Origin of the sequence: Pseudomonas sp. B21_DOA (assembly GCA_030544685.1) — a bacterium.
Lineage (GTDB): Bacteria > Pseudomonadota > Gammaproteobacteria > Pseudomonadales > Pseudomonadaceae > Aquipseudomonas > Aquipseudomonas fluorescens_AO.
On sequence record CP086683.1, the window covers coordinates 5,848,963 to 5,867,951 of the forward strand.

Genomic DNA, 18,989 nt, shown 5'->3' on the forward strand with positions numbered 1-18,989 from the left:
CACGCAGAGCGTGGGAACGATCATCACAGCGACCGCGCAATAATCTCCTTCATGATTTCATTGGTGCCGGCATAAATCCGCTGCACCCGCGCATCCGCCCACGCCCGGGCCACCGGGTATTCCCACATGAAGCCGTAGCCGCCATGCAACTGCACGCACTCGTCGAGCACTTTGCATTGCAGGTCGGTGCCCCAGTATTTGGCCATCGCCGCCGTCGGCACATCGAGTTTGCCCTGCAGATGCAACTCCAGGCAGCGATCGACGAAGACCCGGCCGATCTGGATCTCGGTGGCCATTTCGGCCAGTTTGAAGCGGGTGTTCTGGAAGTCGGCAATCGCCTTGCCGAACGCCTTGCGATCACGGGTGTAATCCAGCGTCCATTGCAGCGCCGCCTCGGCCGAGGCCAGCCCGCCGATGGCCACGGTCAGACGCTCCTGCGGTAATTCCTGCATCAGATAGGCAAACCCAGCACCTGCCTGGCCGAGAAGGTTTTCTTTCGGCACGCGCACGTCCTGGAAGAACAATTCCGAAGTGTCCTGCGCCTTCATGCCGACCTTCTCCAGGCGCTTGCCCTTCTCGAAGCCTGGCGTGTTCGCCTCCACCAGAAACAGACTGGTGCCCTTGGCCCCTGCCTTGGGATCGGTCTTGGCCACCACGATCACCAGGTCAGCCAGAAAGCCATTGGTGATGAAGGTTTTCGAGCCGTTGATCACATATTCGTCACCGTCCAGCACTGCCGTGGTTTTCACCCCTTGCAGATCGGAACCCGCGCCAGGCTCGGTCATGGCAATTGCCGTGACCATTTCTCCCGAGACCAGTTTCGGCAGGTACTTGTGCTTCAGCGCTTCGCTGCCGTAATGCAGGATGTACGGCGCGACGATGTCCGAGTGCAACGAGAATCCGATGCCGGTCAAACCAAGACGACCGACCTCCTCAATCACCACGGCGCTGTACAAAAAATCCGCGCCCAGCCCGCCGTACTCCTCCGGCAGGTGCGAGCACAGCATCCCCGCCTCCCCGCCTTGTTCCACAGCGCGCGATCGATGTGCCCCTGCTTCTCCCACTGCGCGTGATACGGCACGGCCTCTTTTTCGAGGAACGTTCGCACGCTGTCGCGGAACAATTCGTGCTCGGGGCTGAACAGGGTTCTGGGGATCATGCGGCACCTTTCTTTGTTGTTGGAGGTATTCGGCTCACAGAGACTAAGCCCGACTCCTGCTACGGGACACTGGACACATCCGACAAAAAATAAGACGATCCAGCCGTCTGGTGACCACTTTCCCTTATAAAAACAAAACAAAAGTTGAATTATGTCTAAGCACGTCTCCCCGCCCTTGCGGCGCGTCAGCATCCTGGCCATCGACCGGGTTTTCGCTTACACCCTCATGCAGGCCAAGGATTTTTTCCATGTGGCCAGCCTGCGTTACGGCAAACAACTGGGCCACGGCCTGACGCCGGCGTTCGAAACGCGCCTGGTCAGCCCCGATGGCAAACCGGTGAAAAGCTTCAGTGATGTGATGATGCCGGTCGACGGCGGCCTGGAAAACGCCGACGTAATCATCCTTCCGGCGTTCTGGGACGATTTCGACACGCTGTGCAGCCGTTACCCGCAAATCCTGCCGTGGCTGCGCGAACAGCATGCGCGCGGCGCGGTGTTATGCGGCGAAGCCACCGGGGTGTTCTGGCTCGCCGAAGCCGGGCTGCTTAACGGCAAGGAAGCGACCACCTACTGGCGTTTCTTCAACGCCTTCGCCGAGCGCTTCCCCAAGGTCTATCTGAATCAGGACAAGCATCTGACGGACGCCGATAACCTCTATTGCGCTGGCGGCACCACCTCGGCCTGCGACTTGTATATCTATCTGATCGAACGCTTCTGCGGCTCGAACGTAGCGCAAGCGGTGGCCCGCGACATCCTTTACGAAGTGCAACGCAGCTATTCGCCGGGGCGTATCGGTTTCGGCGGGCAAAAGCTGCATCAGGACGTGATCATCCTGCAGATCCAGCACTGGCTCGAAGAACATTTCGCCGACAAGTTCCGCTTCGAAGACGTCGCCCGCGAGCACGGCATGAGCATCCGCAACTTCATGCGTCGCTTCCAGACCGCCACCGGCGACAAACCGCTGCACTACTTGCAGCGCCTACGCATCGAGACGGCCAAGGGTTTGCTTTCGGGCACGCGCAAGAGCATCAAGACCATCAGTTATGAGGTCGGTTACGACGATGCGAGCTTCTTCGCGCGACTGTTTCGCCAGCACACCGAACTGTCGCCGAACCAGTATCGGCAGCAGTTCCAGCAGGCTGCATAGCCCCCGAAGCAAATACAAAACCTGTGGGAGCTGGCTTGCCAGCGATAGCGGTTTGTCAGAGAAAGAAATATCACCTGACACGACGCCATCGCTGGCAAGCCAGCTCCCACAGGGATTGAAGTGCGTTCGAGTTTTTCTTCAGCGCATAAAAAGGGCCTGCAATCGCAGGCCCTTTTTGTTTGCCGAAAGCGGTTTAAGGCTTGTGCGCCCGCGACAGGAATTCGTGAGATTGCATCTCCAGCAGTCGGCTCAGCGTGCGCTGGAACTCGAAGGTCAGGCGTCCGCCGGTGTACAGATCCTTCAGCTCGACTTCGGCAGAAATGATCAGTTTGACGTTGCGATCGTAGAATTCGTCGACCATGTTGATGAAGCGCCGCGCGATGTCGTCGGTGGTGACACTCATCTGCTCGACGCCGCTGAGCAGCACGGCGTGGAAGATCTTGCCCAGTTCGATGTAATCGTTCTGGCTGCGCGGGCCGTCGCACAGTTCGCGGAAGTCGAACCAGGCCACGTCGTCGCAGGTGCGCAGAGCGCGGATTTCGCGGTTCTCGATGATCAGCACATCGTTTTCCACCGCCGCCGTGCACTCCGGCGTCAGTGCCTTGAAGCTCTTGCGCAGGCTTTCGTGGGCAGCTTCGTCGAGCGGATAGTGGAACAGCTCGGCTTGCTCGAGGTGACGCAGACGATAATCGACGCCACTGTCGACGTTGACGATCTCGGTGTTCTGCTTGATCAGGGCGATGGCCGGCAGGAAGCGCGCACGTTGCAGGCCATCCTTGTACAGACCGTCCGGAACGATGTTCGACGTCGCGACCAAGGTCACGCCGTTCTTGAACAGTTCTTCCATCAGCGTGCCGAGGATCATCGCGTCGGTGATGTCAGAGACGAAGAATTCATCGAAGCAGATCACTCGCGACTCGGCCGCGAAGCGCTTGGCGATGATGGTCAGCGGGTTCTTCTCGCCGCCCAGGGTTTTCATTTCCTCGTGCACACGCTTCATGAAGCGGTGGAAATGCGTGCGGGTCTTCTCCTTGAACGGCAGCGCTTCGAAGAAGGTGTCGACCAGGTAAGTCTTGCCGCGACCGACGCCGCCCCAGAAATACAGGCCCTTGACCGGTGCCTGATCTTTTTTGCCAAACAGCTTGCCGAGGAAGCCCGGCTTGTTCTGGTCGGCAGCGATCAAGTCGTCATACAGACGCTGCAGGTGACGCACAGCAGTTTCCTGCGCGGCGTCATGGAAGAAGTCCGGGCGTTTCAGATCAGCTTGATATCGTTCTAGGGGCGTCATAATTCGTTAGCAAGGCAACAAAAACGGGCCGTCACTGTAGCGACGGCCTGTGGGAATGGCAATCGGCCCTTGGTCGGGTCGCGCCGCCAATTAGTCCTGAGCCGGAGTCAGCGCGACGCGCAACGCCTCGATGGCGGCGTCCCGCGCGGCAGCGTCGGCGAAGGCCGGGCTGTCGCCCATGCACTCACCGGCCAGCCAGACGCTGAAGCTCAATTCTTCAGTGCGTACGTCCAGCGGCTCGCCGGACTGCAACTGTTTGGTCACCTGCCCGGCGGTTTTGCCGTCGGCGAAGTTGCGCGACAGCAGCAATTGCTCGCCATCGGCCGCCAGCAGACGGAAACGGAAGCTGCCGTCGTCCTCGCGGAAGCTGACGAAACGCGCGGCTTTCGCAGCTTTCTTCTTGGTGGTCGCGGCGACCTGAACCTGACTGACAAAAGAACGCAGGCCAACGGCTTCGCGCAGTTCGTTGAGGAACGGCGTGGCCACGGCGCGGGCCTTCTTCGCACCGATCTGCAGAATGTCTTCCAGATCCGCAGGACGTTCGATCAAATGGTGATACTTCTCGCGTGCTTCGCCCAGCTCGTTGTCGAGCAACTGGAACAGGCGATTCTTCGCCTCGCCCCAGCCCAGACCACCAAGCAATTCGCTGCGGAATTCGTCAGCCTGCGCCGGTGTGGCGAAGGCCTGGAACAGGGTGAACAGGTGCGAGTTGTCCGGATCTTTCGCTTCGCCCGGGGCCTTGGAATCGGTGACGATCCGCGAGATCGCGTCTTTCATCTCTTTGGCGCTGGAGAACAGCGGGATGGTGTTGTCGTAGCTCTTCGACATCTTGCGACCGTCGAGGCCCGGCAATGTCGCCACGCTTTCTTCGATCAGCGCTTCGGGCATGGTGAAGAACTCTCTGCCCTGGCCGAACAGATGGTTGAAACGCTGACCGATATCACGGGCCATTTCCACGTGCTGAATCTGATCGCGGCCGACCGGCACCTTGTGCGCGTTGAACATCAGAATGTCCGCCGCCATCAGCACAGGGTAGCTGTAGAGGCCCATGGTGATCCCGGCATCCGGGTCTTCACCCGCTTCAACGTTCTTGTCCACCGACGCCTTGTAGGCGTGCGCGCGGTTGAGCAGGCCCTTGGCGGCGACACAGGTCAGCAGCCAGGTCAGCTCGGGGATTTCCGGAATGTCGGACTGGCGGTAGAAGGTCACGCGGTCAACATCGAGGCCACCGGCCAGCCAGGTCGCGGCGATTTCCAGACGCGAGCGCTGGATGCGCAGCGGGTCATCGCATTTGATCAGGGCGTGGTAGTCGGCCAGGAAATAGAACGAATCGGCCTGGCTGTCGCGGCTGGCGAGGATTGCCGGGCGGATCGCGCCGGCGTAGTTGCCCAGGTGCGGCGTGCCGGTGGTGGTGATGCCGGTGAGAATGCGGGTACGGTTGGTCATGGGTAATCGCTTGTCAGACTGCAATCAATTCGAGAGACGCGGCAGCAGCAGATCCTTGAGATCGGTCAGCTTGCCGTGAAAAAGTGTCCGCATTCTGCCACTTTCAGCAGCTCATGGGGGCGCTGGAGTTGTTCCGACCACTGGTAGACCAGTTGCGGATCGATGACTTCATCGGTTTCTGGCTGGATCACAGTCAACCCGCCGTGCTGCGGCAGTTGATCCTGCTCACCCAGACGCATCACCGCCGGGGCGACCATGAACAAGTGCTCAAGCTGCACGCCCTGGGCTTCGAGACGGCCGCCGAGACTTGCTGCAACAAATCCGCCGAAGGAGAAACCGAACAGGGTCAGCGGCAGATCCGGGTGTTTTTCCCGCAGCCATGTGGCGGCTGCCTCGGCATCATCGACTTCACCAGTGCCCATGTCGTGCGTGCCCTGACTGGCGCCGACGCCACGATAGTTGAAGCGCAAGGTGATCAGGCCGGCGTCGCGCGCGGTGCGCTGCAGGGTCGAGACGACCTTGTTGAGCATGGTGCCGCCCTGCACCGGGTTCGGATGACAGATCAGCGCGATGCCACGCGGCTGCTCGTTATCCAGATAAAGGCTTTCCAATTGACCCACCGGGCCGTCAATCACTACAGGGGTTTCGCGCATCAGCAAGGGAGGAACTCCGTGACCTCGAATCGGGTCGACTCGTCTAGCAAATTGTCTGTGCCAATCTATTGCGAGTGAATCGCGGTATACAGCGCAGGTTCGAGCCGTTAACGTAAAGCAAAGCCGTTTATAGAGGAAGGACTCGTGGAACACTCGCTCTTAGTTTGGTTGTTACCGACTCTTGCCCTGGTTGTGGGTGTCGCCATTGGATTCCTGATCGCGCGCGTTGCGCCGAACGCCGCACCGAGCCGCACGCAGCGTCAACTGGATGATATCCAGGAGCGTTTCGACAGTTATCAAAACGAAGTGGTCACCCACTTCAACAGCACCGCGATGCTGGTCAAGAAGCTCACTCAGAGCTATCAGGAAGTGCAGGATCATCTCGCCGAGGGCGCCAACCGTCTGGCCCTGGACGAGCAGACCCGCCAGCGCCTGATCGCCGCCCTGCATGCGGATGCCGCGCAGGCACCGCGCGAACGCCTGACGCCACCGCGCGATCAAGAGCCGCCGCGCGACTACGCGCCGAAAAGCCCGAACTCGCCGGGCATGCTCGATGAGCATTATGGGTTGAAGAAATAATCGGGTTTCGCGCCCAACAAAAAGCCCCCGGACAATGCTGTTGTCCGGGGGCTTTTTTGTATCGGCTGATTTTGCGGTGACAACACTGGCCTCTTCGCGGGCAAGCCCGCTCCCACAGGGTCAGGTGTGGAACACAGATTTTGGGTACACCACCAATACCTGTGGGAGCGGGCTTGCCCGCGAAAGGGCCGGCACTGATGACACAAAAAAATGCCCGATCACAAGACCGGGCGTTTCTTCATCCAGGCAGTCGCTTATGGATACTGCTGCACGGTACCCGGCTGTTGCTGCTGACCACCATACTGCTGGCCCGGAATCGCTTTCAGGTTGACCTCGACCCGGCGGTTCTGCGCGCGGCCGTTGACGTCACCGTTACTGGCAATCGGGTTATCCGGGCCGGCGCCACGGGCCGACAGGTTGGCACCGCTGACGCCTTGCGAGGTCAGGTAGGTCGCCACGCTCTGCGCACGACGTTGGGACAGGTCCATGTTGTGCTGGCGGCTGCCGGTGCTGTCGGTGTAGCCGACGATTTCGATCTGGTTCTGGTTGAACTCTTTCAGCGAGTTGGCCAGGTTGTTCAGCGGCTGGTAGAAACTCGGGGCAATGTTCGCCGAATCGGTGGCGAAGGTGATGTTGCCCGGCATGATCAATTTGATCTGATCGCCCTGACGCTGCACTTCAACGCCAGTGTTGGCCATGCTCGCGCGCAATTTCTTTTCCTGCTGGTCGGCGTAGTAGCCGTAGCCTGCTGCGGAAGCACCGACAACGGCGGCGCCGATCAAGGCGCCCTTGCCACGGTTGTCGTGACCGATGGCGGCACCGGCGAGAGCGCCAGCGAGCGCACCGAGGCCACCGTATTTGGCGGTTTTGCTCATGCCTTGCGAGCCACCGTCGGCCTGACCCTGATTGTCATACGGGTTGGGCGAGGCGCAGCCGGACAACACGGCCACGGCAGTAGCGACAATAATCAAACGACGCGTGGTGAACATGGAGAGCTCCTGGTTTTTGCATTCTGTTGGTGCAGCGGCCACTGCTTAACTAATGGACCTGCGCCGGCGTTGGATCATGACAATGCGCAAAAATTCCACCGCACACCCGTGACAAAAAATTCAGGCACGCACAAACGGGTTCTCGCGCATCTCATCACCCAGGCGCGTATCCGGCCCGTGCCCGGTGACCACCGTCGCGTCCTCGTCCAGCGTATACAGCCGCTGCTTGATCGAACGCACGATGGTCGCCTGATCGCCGCCCCACAAATCCGTACGCCCTACCCCGCGACGAAACAGCGTGTCGCCGGCTATCAACAGCTTAGCCTCGGAAAACCAGAAGCTCATGGAACCGGGTGTATGCCCCGGCGTGTGCAGCGCGACGCCGCAACCACAGGCCAGTTCTTCATCATCGCTCAACCAGCGATCCGGCGAAGGCACGGGCGTATACGGCACACCGAACATCTGGCATTGCATTTCCAGGTTGTCCCAGAGGAATTGATCTTCCTTGTGCAGATGCAGGGTCGCACCGGTTTTCTCTTTCATCTGCCCGGAAGCCAGAAAGTGATCGAGATGCGCGTGGGTGTGGATGATGCTGACGACTTTTAGGCCATGGGCATCGAGGCGCGCCATGATCAGGTCAGGGTTGCCGCCCGGGTCGACGACGATGGCTTTTTTCGTGATCGGGTCGCCGATGATCGTGCAGTTGCACTGCAAAGGGCCGACGGGGAAGGTTTCGCGAATGAGTGCTGAATTCGGAACGGTCATAGGAATCCTGAGCTTAAAGCATGGCGGTGACATCAAGATTCTACGTCACACGCCGATACATATCGCCCGAACAGTTTTTTGACGCCATCAATCGGAAAATAGTGGCCATATAATGTCAAAGCTGTTTTTTTTCGTGCAAAATCAAACCTTGTAGCGGCCACATTTTGGGAAGGGCCGCAGCCTACCTCAGGAATTCTTCATGCCACGCCCTACTGGTTATACCGACACCTGGTCCGCTTCATTGACAGGGCTAGCTCCTGTTGACAGCCTCATTTCCGGCTATAAATGGGAAAGCACCAAGTGGTACTCCCCTGCGGCAGTGACCAGTCTTACCTACAGTTTCATCGTCCCTGGTGTCTCGGTCTTCGCACCGAACTACAGCGCTGACAATGAACCAAAGGCCGCCTACGCGCTGACAAACACACAGAAATTGGCGGTAATGGGCGCGCTGGATAGTTGGGCCGCGGTGGCGAATATCACCTTTCAGTTGACCGGTGAATCCTCGACGAGCGTGGGCGACCTGCGTTTCGGCGGTTACTCATTACTGGACAACGATGCAGCAGCCTGGGCTTACACTCCTTCCGAAAAGCCTAATGGCGGCGATGTCTGGATCGGACCGAACACTAGTGAAGCATTTCCGGACAAGGGCACTTATGACTTCATGACATTCGTTCATGAAATCGGTCATGCCATTGGCCTGAAGCATTCATTCGCACCATCAGCCAACAATGCCATCACGCTCGCTCCGGCGCTGGATGACGTCGCGTTGACCGTCATGAGCTATAACAACAATTACTCGTACCTGCCGACCACTCCGATGGTGCTCGACATATTGGCGATCCAGAGCCTGTATGGCGCCAATACCCAGTGGATGACTGGCAACAACGTGTACTCCTGGGCGCCGACACAATCTGTGTTTGAAACCATCTGGGATGCCGGCGGAGTCGATACGATCGATGCGAGCAACCAATTGGCAGCCGTCAGCCTTAACCTTAACGAAGGACAGTACAGCACGATCGGTCAGGCCTTTACTGACCAGGCCGGCAATGCCTTCAATCAAGGTCTGGCGATTGCATACGGCGCGAAGATAGAAAACGCTACAGGTTCGGTTTTCAATGACACGCTGATCGGCAACGCGCTGGACAATCAACTCAATGGCATGGCGGGTGCCGACAGAATGGAGGGTGGTGCTGGCAACGATATTTATATCGTCGAGAACGTCGGCGACGTGGTCGTCGAAACCGGTACTTCGCTCTCGGAAATCGACATGGTCTACTCCTACGTCGACTACACCTTGGGCAATAACGTCGAGATATTGAATCTGGTTGGTAGCGCAAATCTCAGCGGTACCGGCAACGCGTTGAATAACACCCTGTCCGGCAACGATGGCAACAACGTACTGGACGGCGGCCTGGGCGCCGACTTCATGGCTGGCGGCGCTGGCAACGATACTTACATCCTCGACAACGTCGGTGACGTGGTCAGCGAGACCAGCACCCTGGCCAGCGAGATCGACACCGTCCGCGCCTCGATCAGCTACGCACTTGTCGCCAACGTAGAAAACCTCACGCTCACCGGCACTGCCAATAACTACGCCGTCGGCAACGCGCTGAACAACGTATTGATCGGCAATGACGGCAACAACCAACTGGTCGGGGGCAGGCCTCGACACCATGATCGGCGGCAAGGGCAACGACGGCTATGGCGTCGATCAGGCGGGAGAACTGGCGCTGATTCAGGAATATGCCAATGAGGGTAACGACACCATCGTCATTGAGTACAGCGCCACCGCGCAGACCAGCACCGTCAGTCTGGACCAGAGCAATCTGCAAAACGTCGAAAATCTCATCATCAGCGGCGCAGGGGCGTTCAACCTGACGGGCAACGTGCTGAACAACACCCTGACGGGCAACAGCGACGCCAACTTCATCGATGGTGGCTGGGGCGCAGATACCATGATCGGCGGCGCCGGTAACGATACTTACATCGTTAACGACATCGCGGATGTGGTGGTCGAGACAGGTACCTCACTCTCGGAAATCGACATGGTCTATTCCTACGTCGACTACACCTTGGGCAACAATGTCGAAATCCTCGCTCTGGCAGGTGCTGCAGACCTCAAGGCTACCGGTAATGCCTTGAACAACACCCTTTACGGCAACGATGGTAATAACGTACTCGACGGTGGCCTGGGTGCCGACTTCATGACGGGCGGCGCTGGCAACGATACTTACATCCTCGACAACGTCGGTGACGTGGTCAGCGAGACCAGTACCCTGGCCAGCGAGATCGACACCGTCCGCGCCTCGATCAGCTACGCACTTGTCGCCAACGTAGAAAACCTCACGCTTACTGGCACTGCCAATAACTACGCCGTCGGCAACGCGCTGAACAACGTATTGATCGGCAATGACGGCAACAACCAACTGGTCGGGGGCAGGCCTCGACACCATGATCGGCGGCAAGGGCAACGACGGCTATGGCGTCGATCAGGCGGGAGAACTGGCGCTGATTCAGGAATATGCCAATGAGGGTAACGACACCATCGTCATTGAGTACAGCGCCACCGCGCAGACCAGCACCGTCAGTCTGGACCAGAGCAATCTGCAAAACGTCGAAAATCTCATCATCAGCGGCGCAGGGGCGTTCAACCTGACGGGCAATGCCCTGAACAATACTCTGACCGGCAACAGCGGCAACAACGTACTGGACGGCGGCCTGGGCGCCGACTTCATGGCTGGCGGCGCTGGCAACGATACTTACATCCTCGACAACGTCGGTGACGTGGTCAGCGAGACCAGCACCCTGGCCAGCGAGATCGACACCGTCCGCGCCTCGATCAGCTACGCACTTGTCGCCAACGTAGAAAACCTCACGCTCACCGGCACTGCCAATAACTACGCCGTCGGCAACGCGCTGAACAACGTATTGATCGGCAATGACGGCAACAACCAACTGGTCGGGGGCAGGCCTCGACACCATGATCGGCGGCAAGGGCAACGACGGCTATGGCGTCGATCAGGCGGGAGAACTGGCGCTGATTCAGGAATATGCCAATGAGGGTAACGACACCATCGTCATTGAGTACAGCGCCACCGCGCAGACCAGCACCGTCAGTCTGAACCAGAGCAATCTGCAAAACGTCGAAAATCTCATCATCAGCGGCGCAGGGGCGTTCAACCTGACGGGCAACGTGCTGAACAACACCCTGACGGGCAACAGCGACGCCAACTTCATCGATGGTGGCTGGGGCGCAGATACCATGATCGGCGGCGCCGGTAACGATACTTACATCGTTAACGACATCGCGGATGTGGTGGTCGAGACAGGTACCTCACTCTCGGAAATCGACATGGTCTATTCCTACGTCGACTACACCTTGGGCAACAATGTCGAAATCCTCGCTCTGGCAGGTGCTGCAGACCTCAAGGCTACCGGTAATGCCTTGAACAACACCCTTTACGGCAACGATGGTAATAACGTACTCGACGGTGGCCTGGGTGCCGACTTCATGACGGGCGGCGCTGGCAACGATACTTACATCCTCGACAACGTCGGTGACGTGGTCAGCGAGACCAGTACCCTGGCCAGCGAGATCGACACCGTCCGCGCCTCGATCAGCTACGCACTTGTCGCCAACGTAGAAAACCTCACGCTTACTGGCACTGCCAATAACTACGCCGTCGGCAACGCGCTGAACAACGTATTGATCGGCAATGACGGCAACAACCAACTGGTCGGGGGCAGGCCTCGACACCATGATCGGCGGCAAGGGCAACGACGGCTATGGCGTCGATCAGGCGGGAGAACTGGCGCTGATTCAGGAATATGCCAATGAGGGTAACGACACCATCGTCATTGAGTACAGCGCCACCGCGCAGACCAGCACCGTCAGTCTGGACCAGAGCAATCTGCAAAACGTCGAAAACCTCATCATCAGCGGCGCAGGGGCGTTCAACCTGACGGGCAACGTGCTGAACAACACCCTAACGGGCAACAGCGACGCCAACTTCATCGATGGTGGCTGGGGCGCAGATACCATGATCGGCGGCGCCGGTAACGATACTTACATCGTTAACGACATCGCGGATGTGGTGGTCGAGACAGGTACCTCACTCTCGGAAATCGACATGGTCTATTCCTACGTCGACTACACCTTGGGCAACAATGTCGAAATCCTCGCTCTGGCAGGTGCTGCAGACCTCAAGGCTACCGGTAATGCCTTGAACAACACCCTTTACGGCAACGATGGTAATAACGTACTGGACGGTGGTGCGGGCAAAGACACGCTCATTGGAGGTAACGGAGCGGACACCTTCGTCTTCCGCGCAGTCAACGACATGGGCGTGGGCGCCAGCCGTGACGTGATCACCGATTTCAGCAGCCTGCAGGGCGACAAAATCGACCTGACGAAATTCGATGCGAACCTGCTGCAAGGCGGCATGGACGGTTTCACCTTCATCGGTGCCAATGACTTCACCGGTGCCGGGCAACTGCGCTTCGTCGACCACGTACTGTCGGGCAATGTCAGCGGCAATGCCGGCGCGGACTTTGAAATCCAGCTGGTGGGTGTGAACAGCTTCAGTGCCAACGATCTGGTGGCCTGACGCCCTGTTCAATTGCCAGGCCAGCAACCCCGGCAGGTGAACTGAAAACAAACGCCCCGACTGGTTCGGGGCGTTTGTTTTTCTGCCGGGTCATGGCGCGATCTCAATAGAGCAATCCCAGTTCCTTGGCGCGCGCCACTGCCTGGGTACGCCGCTCGACGCCCAGTTTGCTATTGATGTGGCTGGCATGGGTTTTCACGGTGTGCAGGGAAATGAACAATTGCTCGCTGATCTCCTGATTGGAACAGCCCTGAGCAATCAGGCGCAGCACCGCCAATTCACGGCTGCTGAGTTGTTCGGTGACAGAACTTTCCACGGTCGGGCGCAAGGCTGCTGTGGGAAAATGTGTAAGCAATTGCTGGCTGACCGCGTTGCAAGTGAGCGCCTGCAGTTGTCCTCGCAACCAGCCGGGATGAATCTTCAGCAACGCATCAAAAGGTTGAAAGGCGCCGCCGGCAGCAGCTTCCAGCGCCAGATTCAAGGTTTTGCGCGCTTCGGGCTCGCGTCCACCCGACAGCAATAAGGCCACTTTCTGTGTCAGTGCCATCACGCTGAGCAACTGCCGCCCAGTACGCTGACCATTCTCATGCAACACGTTCAAACGTCCTTCGGCAAGCATCGGCTGCCCTTGAATCATGTCGAGCAGTGCCTGCTGCAATTCGACGTGCAACGGCAATTGCGGATGGAATTCCGGCGGTGCCGCGGCGCGTTCACCGGTGTAGGTCTGCCCCAGTCGCGCCAACCAGGCTTCGGCCAGATCGGTGCGCCCCTGCGCCAGCCACAGTTCGCATTTGACCAGCGTGATCATCGCCAGATAGTAGATCGGCGGCACGTCCCAGATGTGCATCAGGCGTTCGGCTTCGGCGAGTTCGGCGAAGGCCTTGGCGAACTCGCCACAGGCGCCGTCCAGGCGGGCGATCACGCAGTGACCGATCAGCACGCTGATGTCGCGACAGGCGCGCGCCTCGCCGATGCCGGCCAGCAGACGCACGCGTGCGGCCTGCGGCTGCAAACGCATCGCCAGCAGGAAACCTTCATACAACGTCAGCCGCGCGCGTACGGCGTACAGTCGTTGCGGCGACAGACCGCGCAAGCGCTCCAGCCCCTGATGCACTTCATCCAGCGCACGCAGAATCTCGCCCCGCGATTGCAGAACCCGCGCCCTGTCGTAATGCGCCAGTGCTTCGAATAATGGATTGCCGACGCGTTGCGCCAGCTCGAGGGATTCGCGATTCAGGCCACGGGCGCGCCACAGATCGCCGTCGGCGATCGCCAGATTGGACAAGGTCGACAGGCACATCAGCCGCTGGCCGTAACGCTTGGCCGGCAGGCTCTCCAGCGCCTCGCCGCAATAGCGCAGGGTCAGTTCGCGATGGCCGCGCCCGCGAGCGATGATCCCGCTCAACGCCAGCCACTGCGCCAGCATCGACTTCTGCGCAGTGGCCGAAGGCGCCGGCAGGAAGCGGCTCAAATGGCTGGCCAGTTCTTCGGCGGCATCGAGCTGACAGGCCAGCCCCAGCGCCCAGCTATAGAGCACGATCAGCCGTGGCGTGCTGATCAGCAGGCTGTCGGGCAAGTCCATTTTCCAGCGCAGCAGCATGCCGACGTTCTGTTCGGCGAGCAGCTGCTCTTCGGACAGGTTCTGTACCAGATTCGCCGCAACATCGAGATGCCCGGCACGCAGTGCCTGCTCAACCGCTTCGTCGAGCAGGCCTTGTGCATTGAACCAGCGGCAGGCGCGCAAATGCAGCGTGGCGTTGGGCACCATCGCCCGGGCGATTGGCCGGCTGCGCAGCAAGTCAGAGAACAAATGGTGATAGCGATACCAGTGGCCGTGCTCGTCCAGCGGCACCAGAAACACTTGGTGGGCGAGCAGAAAGCGCAGGATCTCCGCGCTGTCATGAGCTTCGCGGACCGCATCGCACAGCTCGCTGCAAAAGCGTTCCTGCGGGGCGGTTTCGTAGAGAAACGATTGCACTTCGGCCGGCAGGCAATCGATGACTTCTTCGAGCAGATAATCGCGGATCAGCCCTTCCCCGCCGTTCAGTGCTTGCGGCAGCGCGGCATCGTTGCCCGCCTCGGCCACCGCCAGCAGCCAGAAGCGCAGGCCGGCAACCCAGCCTTCACTGCGCTGGATCAGGCTCTCCAGTGCCTCGCCGCGCAGTGAGCTGCTGTGGCGATCGAGCAAGGTCAGCGCTTCGTCGTGGGTCAGGCGCAAATCCTGTTCGTGCAGTTCTAGCAACTGCCGCGACAGGCGCAGACGCGCCAGATGCCAGTCCGGGCGCTGGCGGCTGGTGACCATCACCAGCAAGCCATCGGGTAAATGATTGAGGAAAAATTGCAGGCAACGATCCAGCACCGGCCCCTGGGCGAGGTGGTAGTCATCGAGAACCAGCAGCAACGGCGCGGCAGGATCGAGATGCAGCGCCAGCTCATCGAGCAGACCGTCGAGCCATTCTTCAAAAGCAAATGGCTGATGGCGCTGACGCATTTTCAGCAGGCCAAGAGCACCGGCGCCCAAGGCTGGAAAATAGTCCTGGAGACCTTCAAGCAAGCGCTCAAGAAAACGTCCGGGATCGCTGTCCCGTGGACTCAAGCCCAACCAGAGACTTTGCCAGTGCGACGGCAGGCTCTGACAGAACTCCACGGCCAGCGAGCTCTTGCCGAACCCGGCCGGGGCGCTGACCAGCAGCAACCGACCACCGAGCCCGGCCTGCAGACGCTGGCACAAACGCGGCCGCAAGACATAGCCATCAGGCAGCGGCGGGCGGAAAAAACGCCCGTCCAGTGCTGCGACGGTGATGCTTGCGGGACCCGGAAGTGGGGACAGATCAGTCATGGCCGGCTCTTGTTCGAAGGCGATTGGCGGCGTTGCAGATGTCCGCAGCCTAGCCTTAAACGAAGAGGTAATGAAGGTCGCTGCTACAAATGGCTACAAAAAGGCTACAGACACAAAAACGCCCCGAACCGGTCGGGGCGTTTTCACGAGGATGCGGCCTCGGGTTTACCCAGGTTTAGCGAACGCCATCCTGACGCAGAGCGGCCGGGGTGAAGTCGCTGGTGGTGGCGGTGAAGCCGAAGTCATAGGCCTGCTTCTCTTCGTTCTTCATGCCCAGTGCCAGATAGCGGCCGGACTGCAGGTCGTAGAGAGTTTCGAGGGCGTACCACGGCACTTGCTTGTCGTAGTAGTTCTCGGCATGCGCCTCGGCTACGCGCCACAGTTGACCACGACCGTCGTAGTGGTCGATGACCGCTGCCTGCCAGGTGTCCTCGTCGATGTAGAAGTCACGCTTGGCGTAGATGTGGCGCTGGCCTTCCTTCAGGGTCGCGACGACGTGCCAGACGCGGCGCAGCTCGTAGCGAGCCAGGTCCTGGTTGATGTGGCCGGCCTTGATGATGTCCGAGTACTTCAGTTTCGGATCGTCGAGCTTGTAGCTGTCGGAGGCGATGTACATCTCTTTCTTGCCTTCGAGCTTCCAGTCGTAACGATCCGGCGCACCGTTGTACATGTCGAGGTTGTCCGAGGTACGCAGGCCGTCGGCGGCAGTACCCGGGCCGTCATACGACACTTGCGGTGCACGGCGCACACGACGCTGACCGGCGTTGTAAACCCACGCCGAACGCGGCTCCTTGACCTGATCGAGCGTCTCGTGCACCAGCAGTACGCCACCGGCCAGACGCGCCGGCGCGGTCACTTTCTGCTTGAAGTAGAACAGGATGTTGCCCGGGTTCGCCGGATCGTAATCCTTCATCTTGTCGCGGAACACAAACTGGTCCTGGAAGTACACCAGGCTGTACGAGCCGTTCGGTTGCGGCGTGGCCTGGGTCACCAGACGGGTCACGCTGCCACCGCGATAGCGGGTGATGTGGTTCCAGATCACTTCCACGCCGGTTTTAGGAATCGGGAACGGCACGGCGGTATCGAAGTTTTCCAGACCGTTGCCGCCGGACACCAGATTGGTGCTGGTGGCGTTCTTCTTGATGGCGGCGAACACGTCATCCGGCACGGTGGCGCCGCGATGGGACGGATAGACCGGCATCTTGAAGGTTTCCGGGTAGCGCTTGAACATCGCGTACTGACCCGGGGCGAGCTTGTCCTTGTACTTGTCGACATCCTTGGCGGTGATGGTGAACAGCGGCTGCTCACTGGCGTAAGGGTTGGACAGGAAGCCCTTGCTGTCGACGCTGCCGGCGTTTTTCGGCAGTGGTTTCCAGGCTGGGATCGAGCCGTCGGCATTACCGGCCATTTCTGCGCCCATCGGCGTCAGGCTTTTGCCCAGCTTATCCGCTTCGGCAGCAGGCACCGCCGCCATGACGCTGGTCGCCAGCAGCGACAGGCCCAGAACACCGGCGTGGAACAGACTCTTTGTTATTTTCATAAATTCGTTCGTCCTGAAATGCAGTGCTTAGAAGTTCACGCCGAAGCTGAGCGCCACGAAGTCGCGGTCATCCACGGTGGTGTACTTGCCGTCGAAGAAATTGGTGTAGGCCAGGCTCGCGGTGTAGGTGTTCTGGTATTCGGCATCGACGCCCAGGCTGACCGCTTTGCGACCTTCCTCGAAGTTGCCGCCAGGGCCTGGCGAGTAACCGCTGACGTCGTGGGACCAGGCCACGTTCGGCTTGAGGTTCACGCCGGCAAACACGTCGTTGTATTCCCAGATTGCCCGGCCACGATAGCCCCACGACATCGAAGTGGTAAAACCATCGTTGTCGCAATTGCGGCTGCGGTTGTTCTGAGGCGAACCCGGGCCGGCGCCGTTGATGGTGCTGTTGTTGAGAATGTTGGCGCAGGTATTGATCCCACCGGTGGCTGGCAACTCACCCGGGCCGTAGACCGGATCGCGGCCATAACGCTTGTCGGAACGGCTTTCCAGGCCACCGACGTAGGTCGCGCCGACTTCACCAACGAGGGTCAGACGGCTGGCGCCCATGACCTGATCGAAGAAGTGCGTGAAGGTCGTTTGCAGTTGGGTGATTTCCTTGCGCTCGTAACCATGCAGGTCCTGGCCTGGCACGCCAGTGAGCAGCGAAGCGTTGGTCAGCGCTCCGCCCAATGGGCGTACGCCGGCAAACAGGATGTCGGTGGAGTTCAGTTGTACCGGCGCGTTCGGACGGTAGCTGATCTCACCGCTCCACGCCGTACCGGTAGGCAGGGTGGTGGAGAAGCTCAGACCGTAGAGACGAATGTCTTCCGGGTATTCGATGAAGTAGTTCGAGTTGCCCGCAACCAGCAGCGGTGCGAGCGCGGCAAACGGCCCTGGCAGACCGGCGGCGGTGTTGTACACCGATTGCGGTGCACCGGTGGCGCTGAAGATCGGCGCACGGCTGTGATAGTTCATGAAGTAGGCGCCGAACTCGGTGTCGAGTGGCTCGAACATGTATTTGAGGGACGCGCCCCACTGACCGCTGTCGCGCGCGTCACGGTCCGGCCCACGGCGCACCAGCACGCCCTCTTCGTCGACGTTGACACCGTTGGCGGCCAACGGCCCCAAAGCGATCGCCGGAATCTGCGAACGCTTGTTCAGTACGCGCAGATTGCTGTCGCAACCGTCGGCTACGATGTCCGGCTGGGAGAAGAAGGTGCCGCAGTTGTCGACGACGGTCTGGTCCCATTCCAGTTGGTAGAACGCTTCGGCCGAGAGGTTATCGGTAAGGCTCTGGGACACGTAGAACATGTTGACCGGAATCAGGCCTTCCTTGATCTCGGCGCCCGGACGACGGAACGCGGAGACGTCGATCGGGTTGATCGAGTTGATGCCGCCACCGATGAAGGTACTTTCACCCCAGCTCACTACCTGCTTGCCCAGACGCACGGAACCCGGCTGATCGGCAATCGCGTAGTTGTGGTAGACGAAGGCGTCGAGGATCTGTCCGCCGGAGGACTTGGCGCCCTCTTTGCGGTTGCTGTCGCTGATGTCCTTGAACTGGCGGCTCTCGTCCTTCAGTTCGAAGTCGTACCAGTACTTGCCACGGACGAACACGCCGGTGTCGCCGTATTTCAATTCAAGGTCATGGATACCCTTGAAGATCTTCGAGAAGGTCTCGCCGCTCTTGAAGTTGGCGTGACCGTCATCGGAAGTCTGCGACAGGCCACGGCCGCCGTTGTTGACGCCGATAAGGTTCTTGTTCGGGCTCTGAGTAGACCAACTGGCGCCGATCGACAGGGACGAGTCGAACTGGCCTTCGATTTCACCGACGTTGAAACTGACGCCGAATGCAGGCCCGGCGAGCGAGGAGGCAAGACTGACCGCCAGAGGCAGTTTCGCCCGGCGCCAGAACTGGTTTACTGAGGTCATCGACGCTACTCCATGTGCATTATTGTTATGGCAGTGAGTACTTTTAAAAACGCTGTGGAG

The 18,989-nt window shown here is 59.6% G+C and carries 14 protein-coding genes and 2 pseudogenes; 7 read left to right on the forward strand and 9 right to left on the reverse strand.

Annotated elements, in window-relative coordinates:
• Positions 1-23: 23 nt before the first annotated feature.
• Positions 24-1,159, reverse strand: a pseudogene (locus LJU32_27120) (acyl-CoA dehydrogenase family protein).
• Positions 1,160-1,409: 250 nt separating this feature from the next.
• Between LJU32_27120 and LJU32_27125 the strand changes: the two are divergent.
• Positions 1,410-2,306, forward strand: a complete 897-nt coding sequence (locus LJU32_27125; protein WKV91216.1) for a GlxA family transcriptional regulator — start codon at positions 1,410-1,412, stop codon at positions 2,304-2,306.
• Between the two features lie 193 nt (positions 2,307-2,499).
• Here LJU32_27125 and LJU32_27130 read toward each other — a convergent pair whose 3' ends face one another.
• From LJU32_27130 to LJU32_27140, 3 genes and pseudogenes are all read right to left on the reverse strand, one after another.
• Positions 2,500-3,594 (reverse strand): cell division protein ZapE, encoded by a 1,095-nt coding sequence (locus LJU32_27130; GenBank protein ID WKV88913.1) that lies wholly within the window; start codon positions 3,592-3,594, stop codon positions 2,500-2,502.
• A 90-nt stretch (positions 3,595-3,684) separates the two neighbouring features.
• On the reverse strand, positions 3,685-5,040 hold the full coding sequence (locus LJU32_27135; protein ID WKV88914.1) for a tryptophan--tRNA ligase: 1,356 nt from the start codon (positions 5,038-5,040) through the stop codon (positions 3,685-3,687).
• Between the two features lie 24 nt (positions 5,041-5,064).
• Positions 5,065-5,693: pseudogene (locus tag LJU32_27140) on the reverse strand (alpha/beta hydrolase).
• 144 nt (positions 5,694-5,837) lie between these two features.
• Between LJU32_27140 and LJU32_27145 the strand changes: the two are divergent.
• Positions 5,838-6,272, forward strand: coding sequence for a DUF1043 family protein (locus tag LJU32_27145; GenBank protein ID WKV88915.1), 435 nt, complete (start codon positions 5,838-5,840; stop codon positions 6,270-6,272).
• 254 nt (positions 6,273-6,526) lie between these two features.
• Here LJU32_27145 and LJU32_27150 read toward each other — a convergent pair whose 3' ends face one another.
• Positions 6,527-7,261, reverse strand: coding sequence for an OmpA family protein (locus tag LJU32_27150; GenBank protein WKV88916.1), 735 nt, complete (start codon positions 7,259-7,261; stop codon positions 6,527-6,529).
• A 120-nt stretch (positions 7,262-7,381) separates the two neighbouring features.
• Complete coding sequence (locus LJU32_27155) at positions 7,382-8,026, reverse strand: MBL fold metallo-hydrolase (GenBank protein WKV88917.1); 645 nt, start codon at positions 8,024-8,026, stop codon at positions 7,382-7,384.
• A 199-nt stretch (positions 8,027-8,225) separates the two neighbouring features.
• Here LJU32_27155 and LJU32_27160 point away from each other — a divergent pair, with 199 nt between their 5' ends.
• From LJU32_27160 to LJU32_27180, 5 genes are read left to right on the forward strand one after another with little or no spacing between them, the layout of a single operon-like run.
• On the forward strand, positions 8,226-9,779 hold the full coding sequence (locus LJU32_27160; GenBank protein WKV88918.1) for a M10 family metallopeptidase C-terminal domain-containing protein: 1,554 nt from the start codon (positions 8,226-8,228) through the stop codon (positions 9,777-9,779).
• The gene (locus LJU32_27165) at positions 9,700-10,557 is read left to right on the forward strand and encodes a hypothetical protein (GenBank protein ID WKV88919.1); all 858 of its coding nucleotides are present in this window, start codon (positions 9,700-9,702) and stop codon (positions 10,555-10,557) included. Before LJU32_27160 ends, LJU32_27165 begins: the two co-directional genes overlap by 80 nt.
• The gene (locus tag LJU32_27170) at positions 10,478-11,086 is read left to right on the forward strand and encodes a hypothetical protein (GenBank protein ID WKV88920.1); all 609 of its coding nucleotides are present in this window, start codon (positions 10,478-10,480) and stop codon (positions 11,084-11,086) included. The genes LJU32_27165 and LJU32_27170 overlap by 80 nt, the downstream gene beginning before the upstream one ends.
• The gene (locus LJU32_27175; GenBank protein WKV88921.1) at positions 11,007-11,864 is read left to right on the forward strand and encodes a hypothetical protein; all 858 of its coding nucleotides are present in this window, start codon (positions 11,007-11,009) and stop codon (positions 11,862-11,864) included. Before LJU32_27170 ends, LJU32_27175 begins: the two co-directional genes overlap by 80 nt.
• Positions 11,785-12,633 (forward strand): hypothetical protein, encoded by an 849-nt coding sequence (locus tag LJU32_27180; protein ID WKV91217.1) that lies wholly within the window; start codon positions 11,785-11,787, stop codon positions 12,631-12,633. Before LJU32_27175 ends, LJU32_27180 begins: the two co-directional genes overlap by 80 nt.
• Positions 12,634-12,736: 103 nt before the next feature.
• Here LJU32_27180 and LJU32_27185 read toward each other — a convergent pair whose 3' ends face one another.
• The 3 genes from LJU32_27185 to LJU32_27195 form a co-directional block, all read right to left on the reverse strand.
• Entirely contained in the window at positions 12,737-15,472 is a 2,736-nt protein-coding gene (locus LJU32_27185) for a LuxR C-terminal-related transcriptional regulator (protein WKV88922.1), read from the reverse strand.
• 175 nt (positions 15,473-15,647) lie between these two features.
• Positions 15,648-17,012: a DUF1329 domain-containing protein gene (locus LJU32_27190; protein WKV88923.1), complete on the reverse strand. Its 1,365-nt coding sequence runs from the start codon at positions 17,010-17,012 to the stop codon at positions 15,648-15,650.
• Positions 17,013-17,039: 27 nt separating this feature from the next.
• A complete protein-coding gene (locus tag LJU32_27195) occupies positions 17,040-18,929 on the reverse strand; it encodes a DUF1302 domain-containing protein (GenBank protein ID WKV88924.1) in 1,890 nt (629 codons plus the stop codon).
• Between the last annotated feature and the right edge of the window lie 60 nt (positions 18,930-18,989).

Coding starts and splice junctions, on each gene's coding strand:
- LJU32_27130 (WKV88913.1), bottom strand. CDS start 3,594: ATGACGCCCCTAGAACGATATCAAGCTGATCTGAAACGCCCGGACTTC.
- LJU32_27135 (WKV88914.1), bottom strand. CDS start 5,040: ATGACCAACCGTACCCGCATTCTCACCGGCATCACCACCACCGGCACG.
- LJU32_27150 (WKV88916.1), bottom strand. CDS start 7,261: ATGTTCACCACGCGTCGTTTGATTATTGTCGCTACTGCCGTGGCCGTG.
- LJU32_27155 (WKV88917.1), bottom strand. CDS start 8,026: ATGACCGTTCCGAATTCAGCACTCATTCGCGAAACCTTCCCCGTCGGC.
- LJU32_27160 (WKV88918.1), top strand. CDS start 8,226: ATGCCACGCCCTACTGGTTATACCGACACCTGGTCCGCTTCATTGACA.
- LJU32_27165 (WKV88919.1), top strand. CDS start 9,700: ATGATCGGCGGCAAGGGCAACGACGGCTATGGCGTCGATCAGGCGGGA.
- LJU32_27170 (WKV88920.1), top strand. CDS start 10,478: ATGATCGGCGGCAAGGGCAACGACGGCTATGGCGTCGATCAGGCGGGA.
- LJU32_27175 (WKV88921.1), top strand. CDS start 11,007: ATGATCGGCGGCAAGGGCAACGACGGCTATGGCGTCGATCAGGCGGGA.
- LJU32_27180 (WKV91217.1), top strand. CDS start 11,785: ATGATCGGCGGCAAGGGCAACGACGGCTATGGCGTCGATCAGGCGGGA.
- LJU32_27185 (WKV88922.1), bottom strand. CDS start 15,472: ATGACTGATCTGTCCCCACTTCCGGGTCCCGCAAGCATCACCGTCGCA.
- LJU32_27190 (WKV88923.1), bottom strand. CDS start 17,012: ATGAAAATAACAAAGAGTCTGTTCCACGCCGGTGTTCTGGGCCTGTCG.
- LJU32_27195 (WKV88924.1), bottom strand. CDS start 18,929: ATGACCTCAGTAAACCAGTTCTGGCGCCGGGCGAAACTGCCTCTGGCG.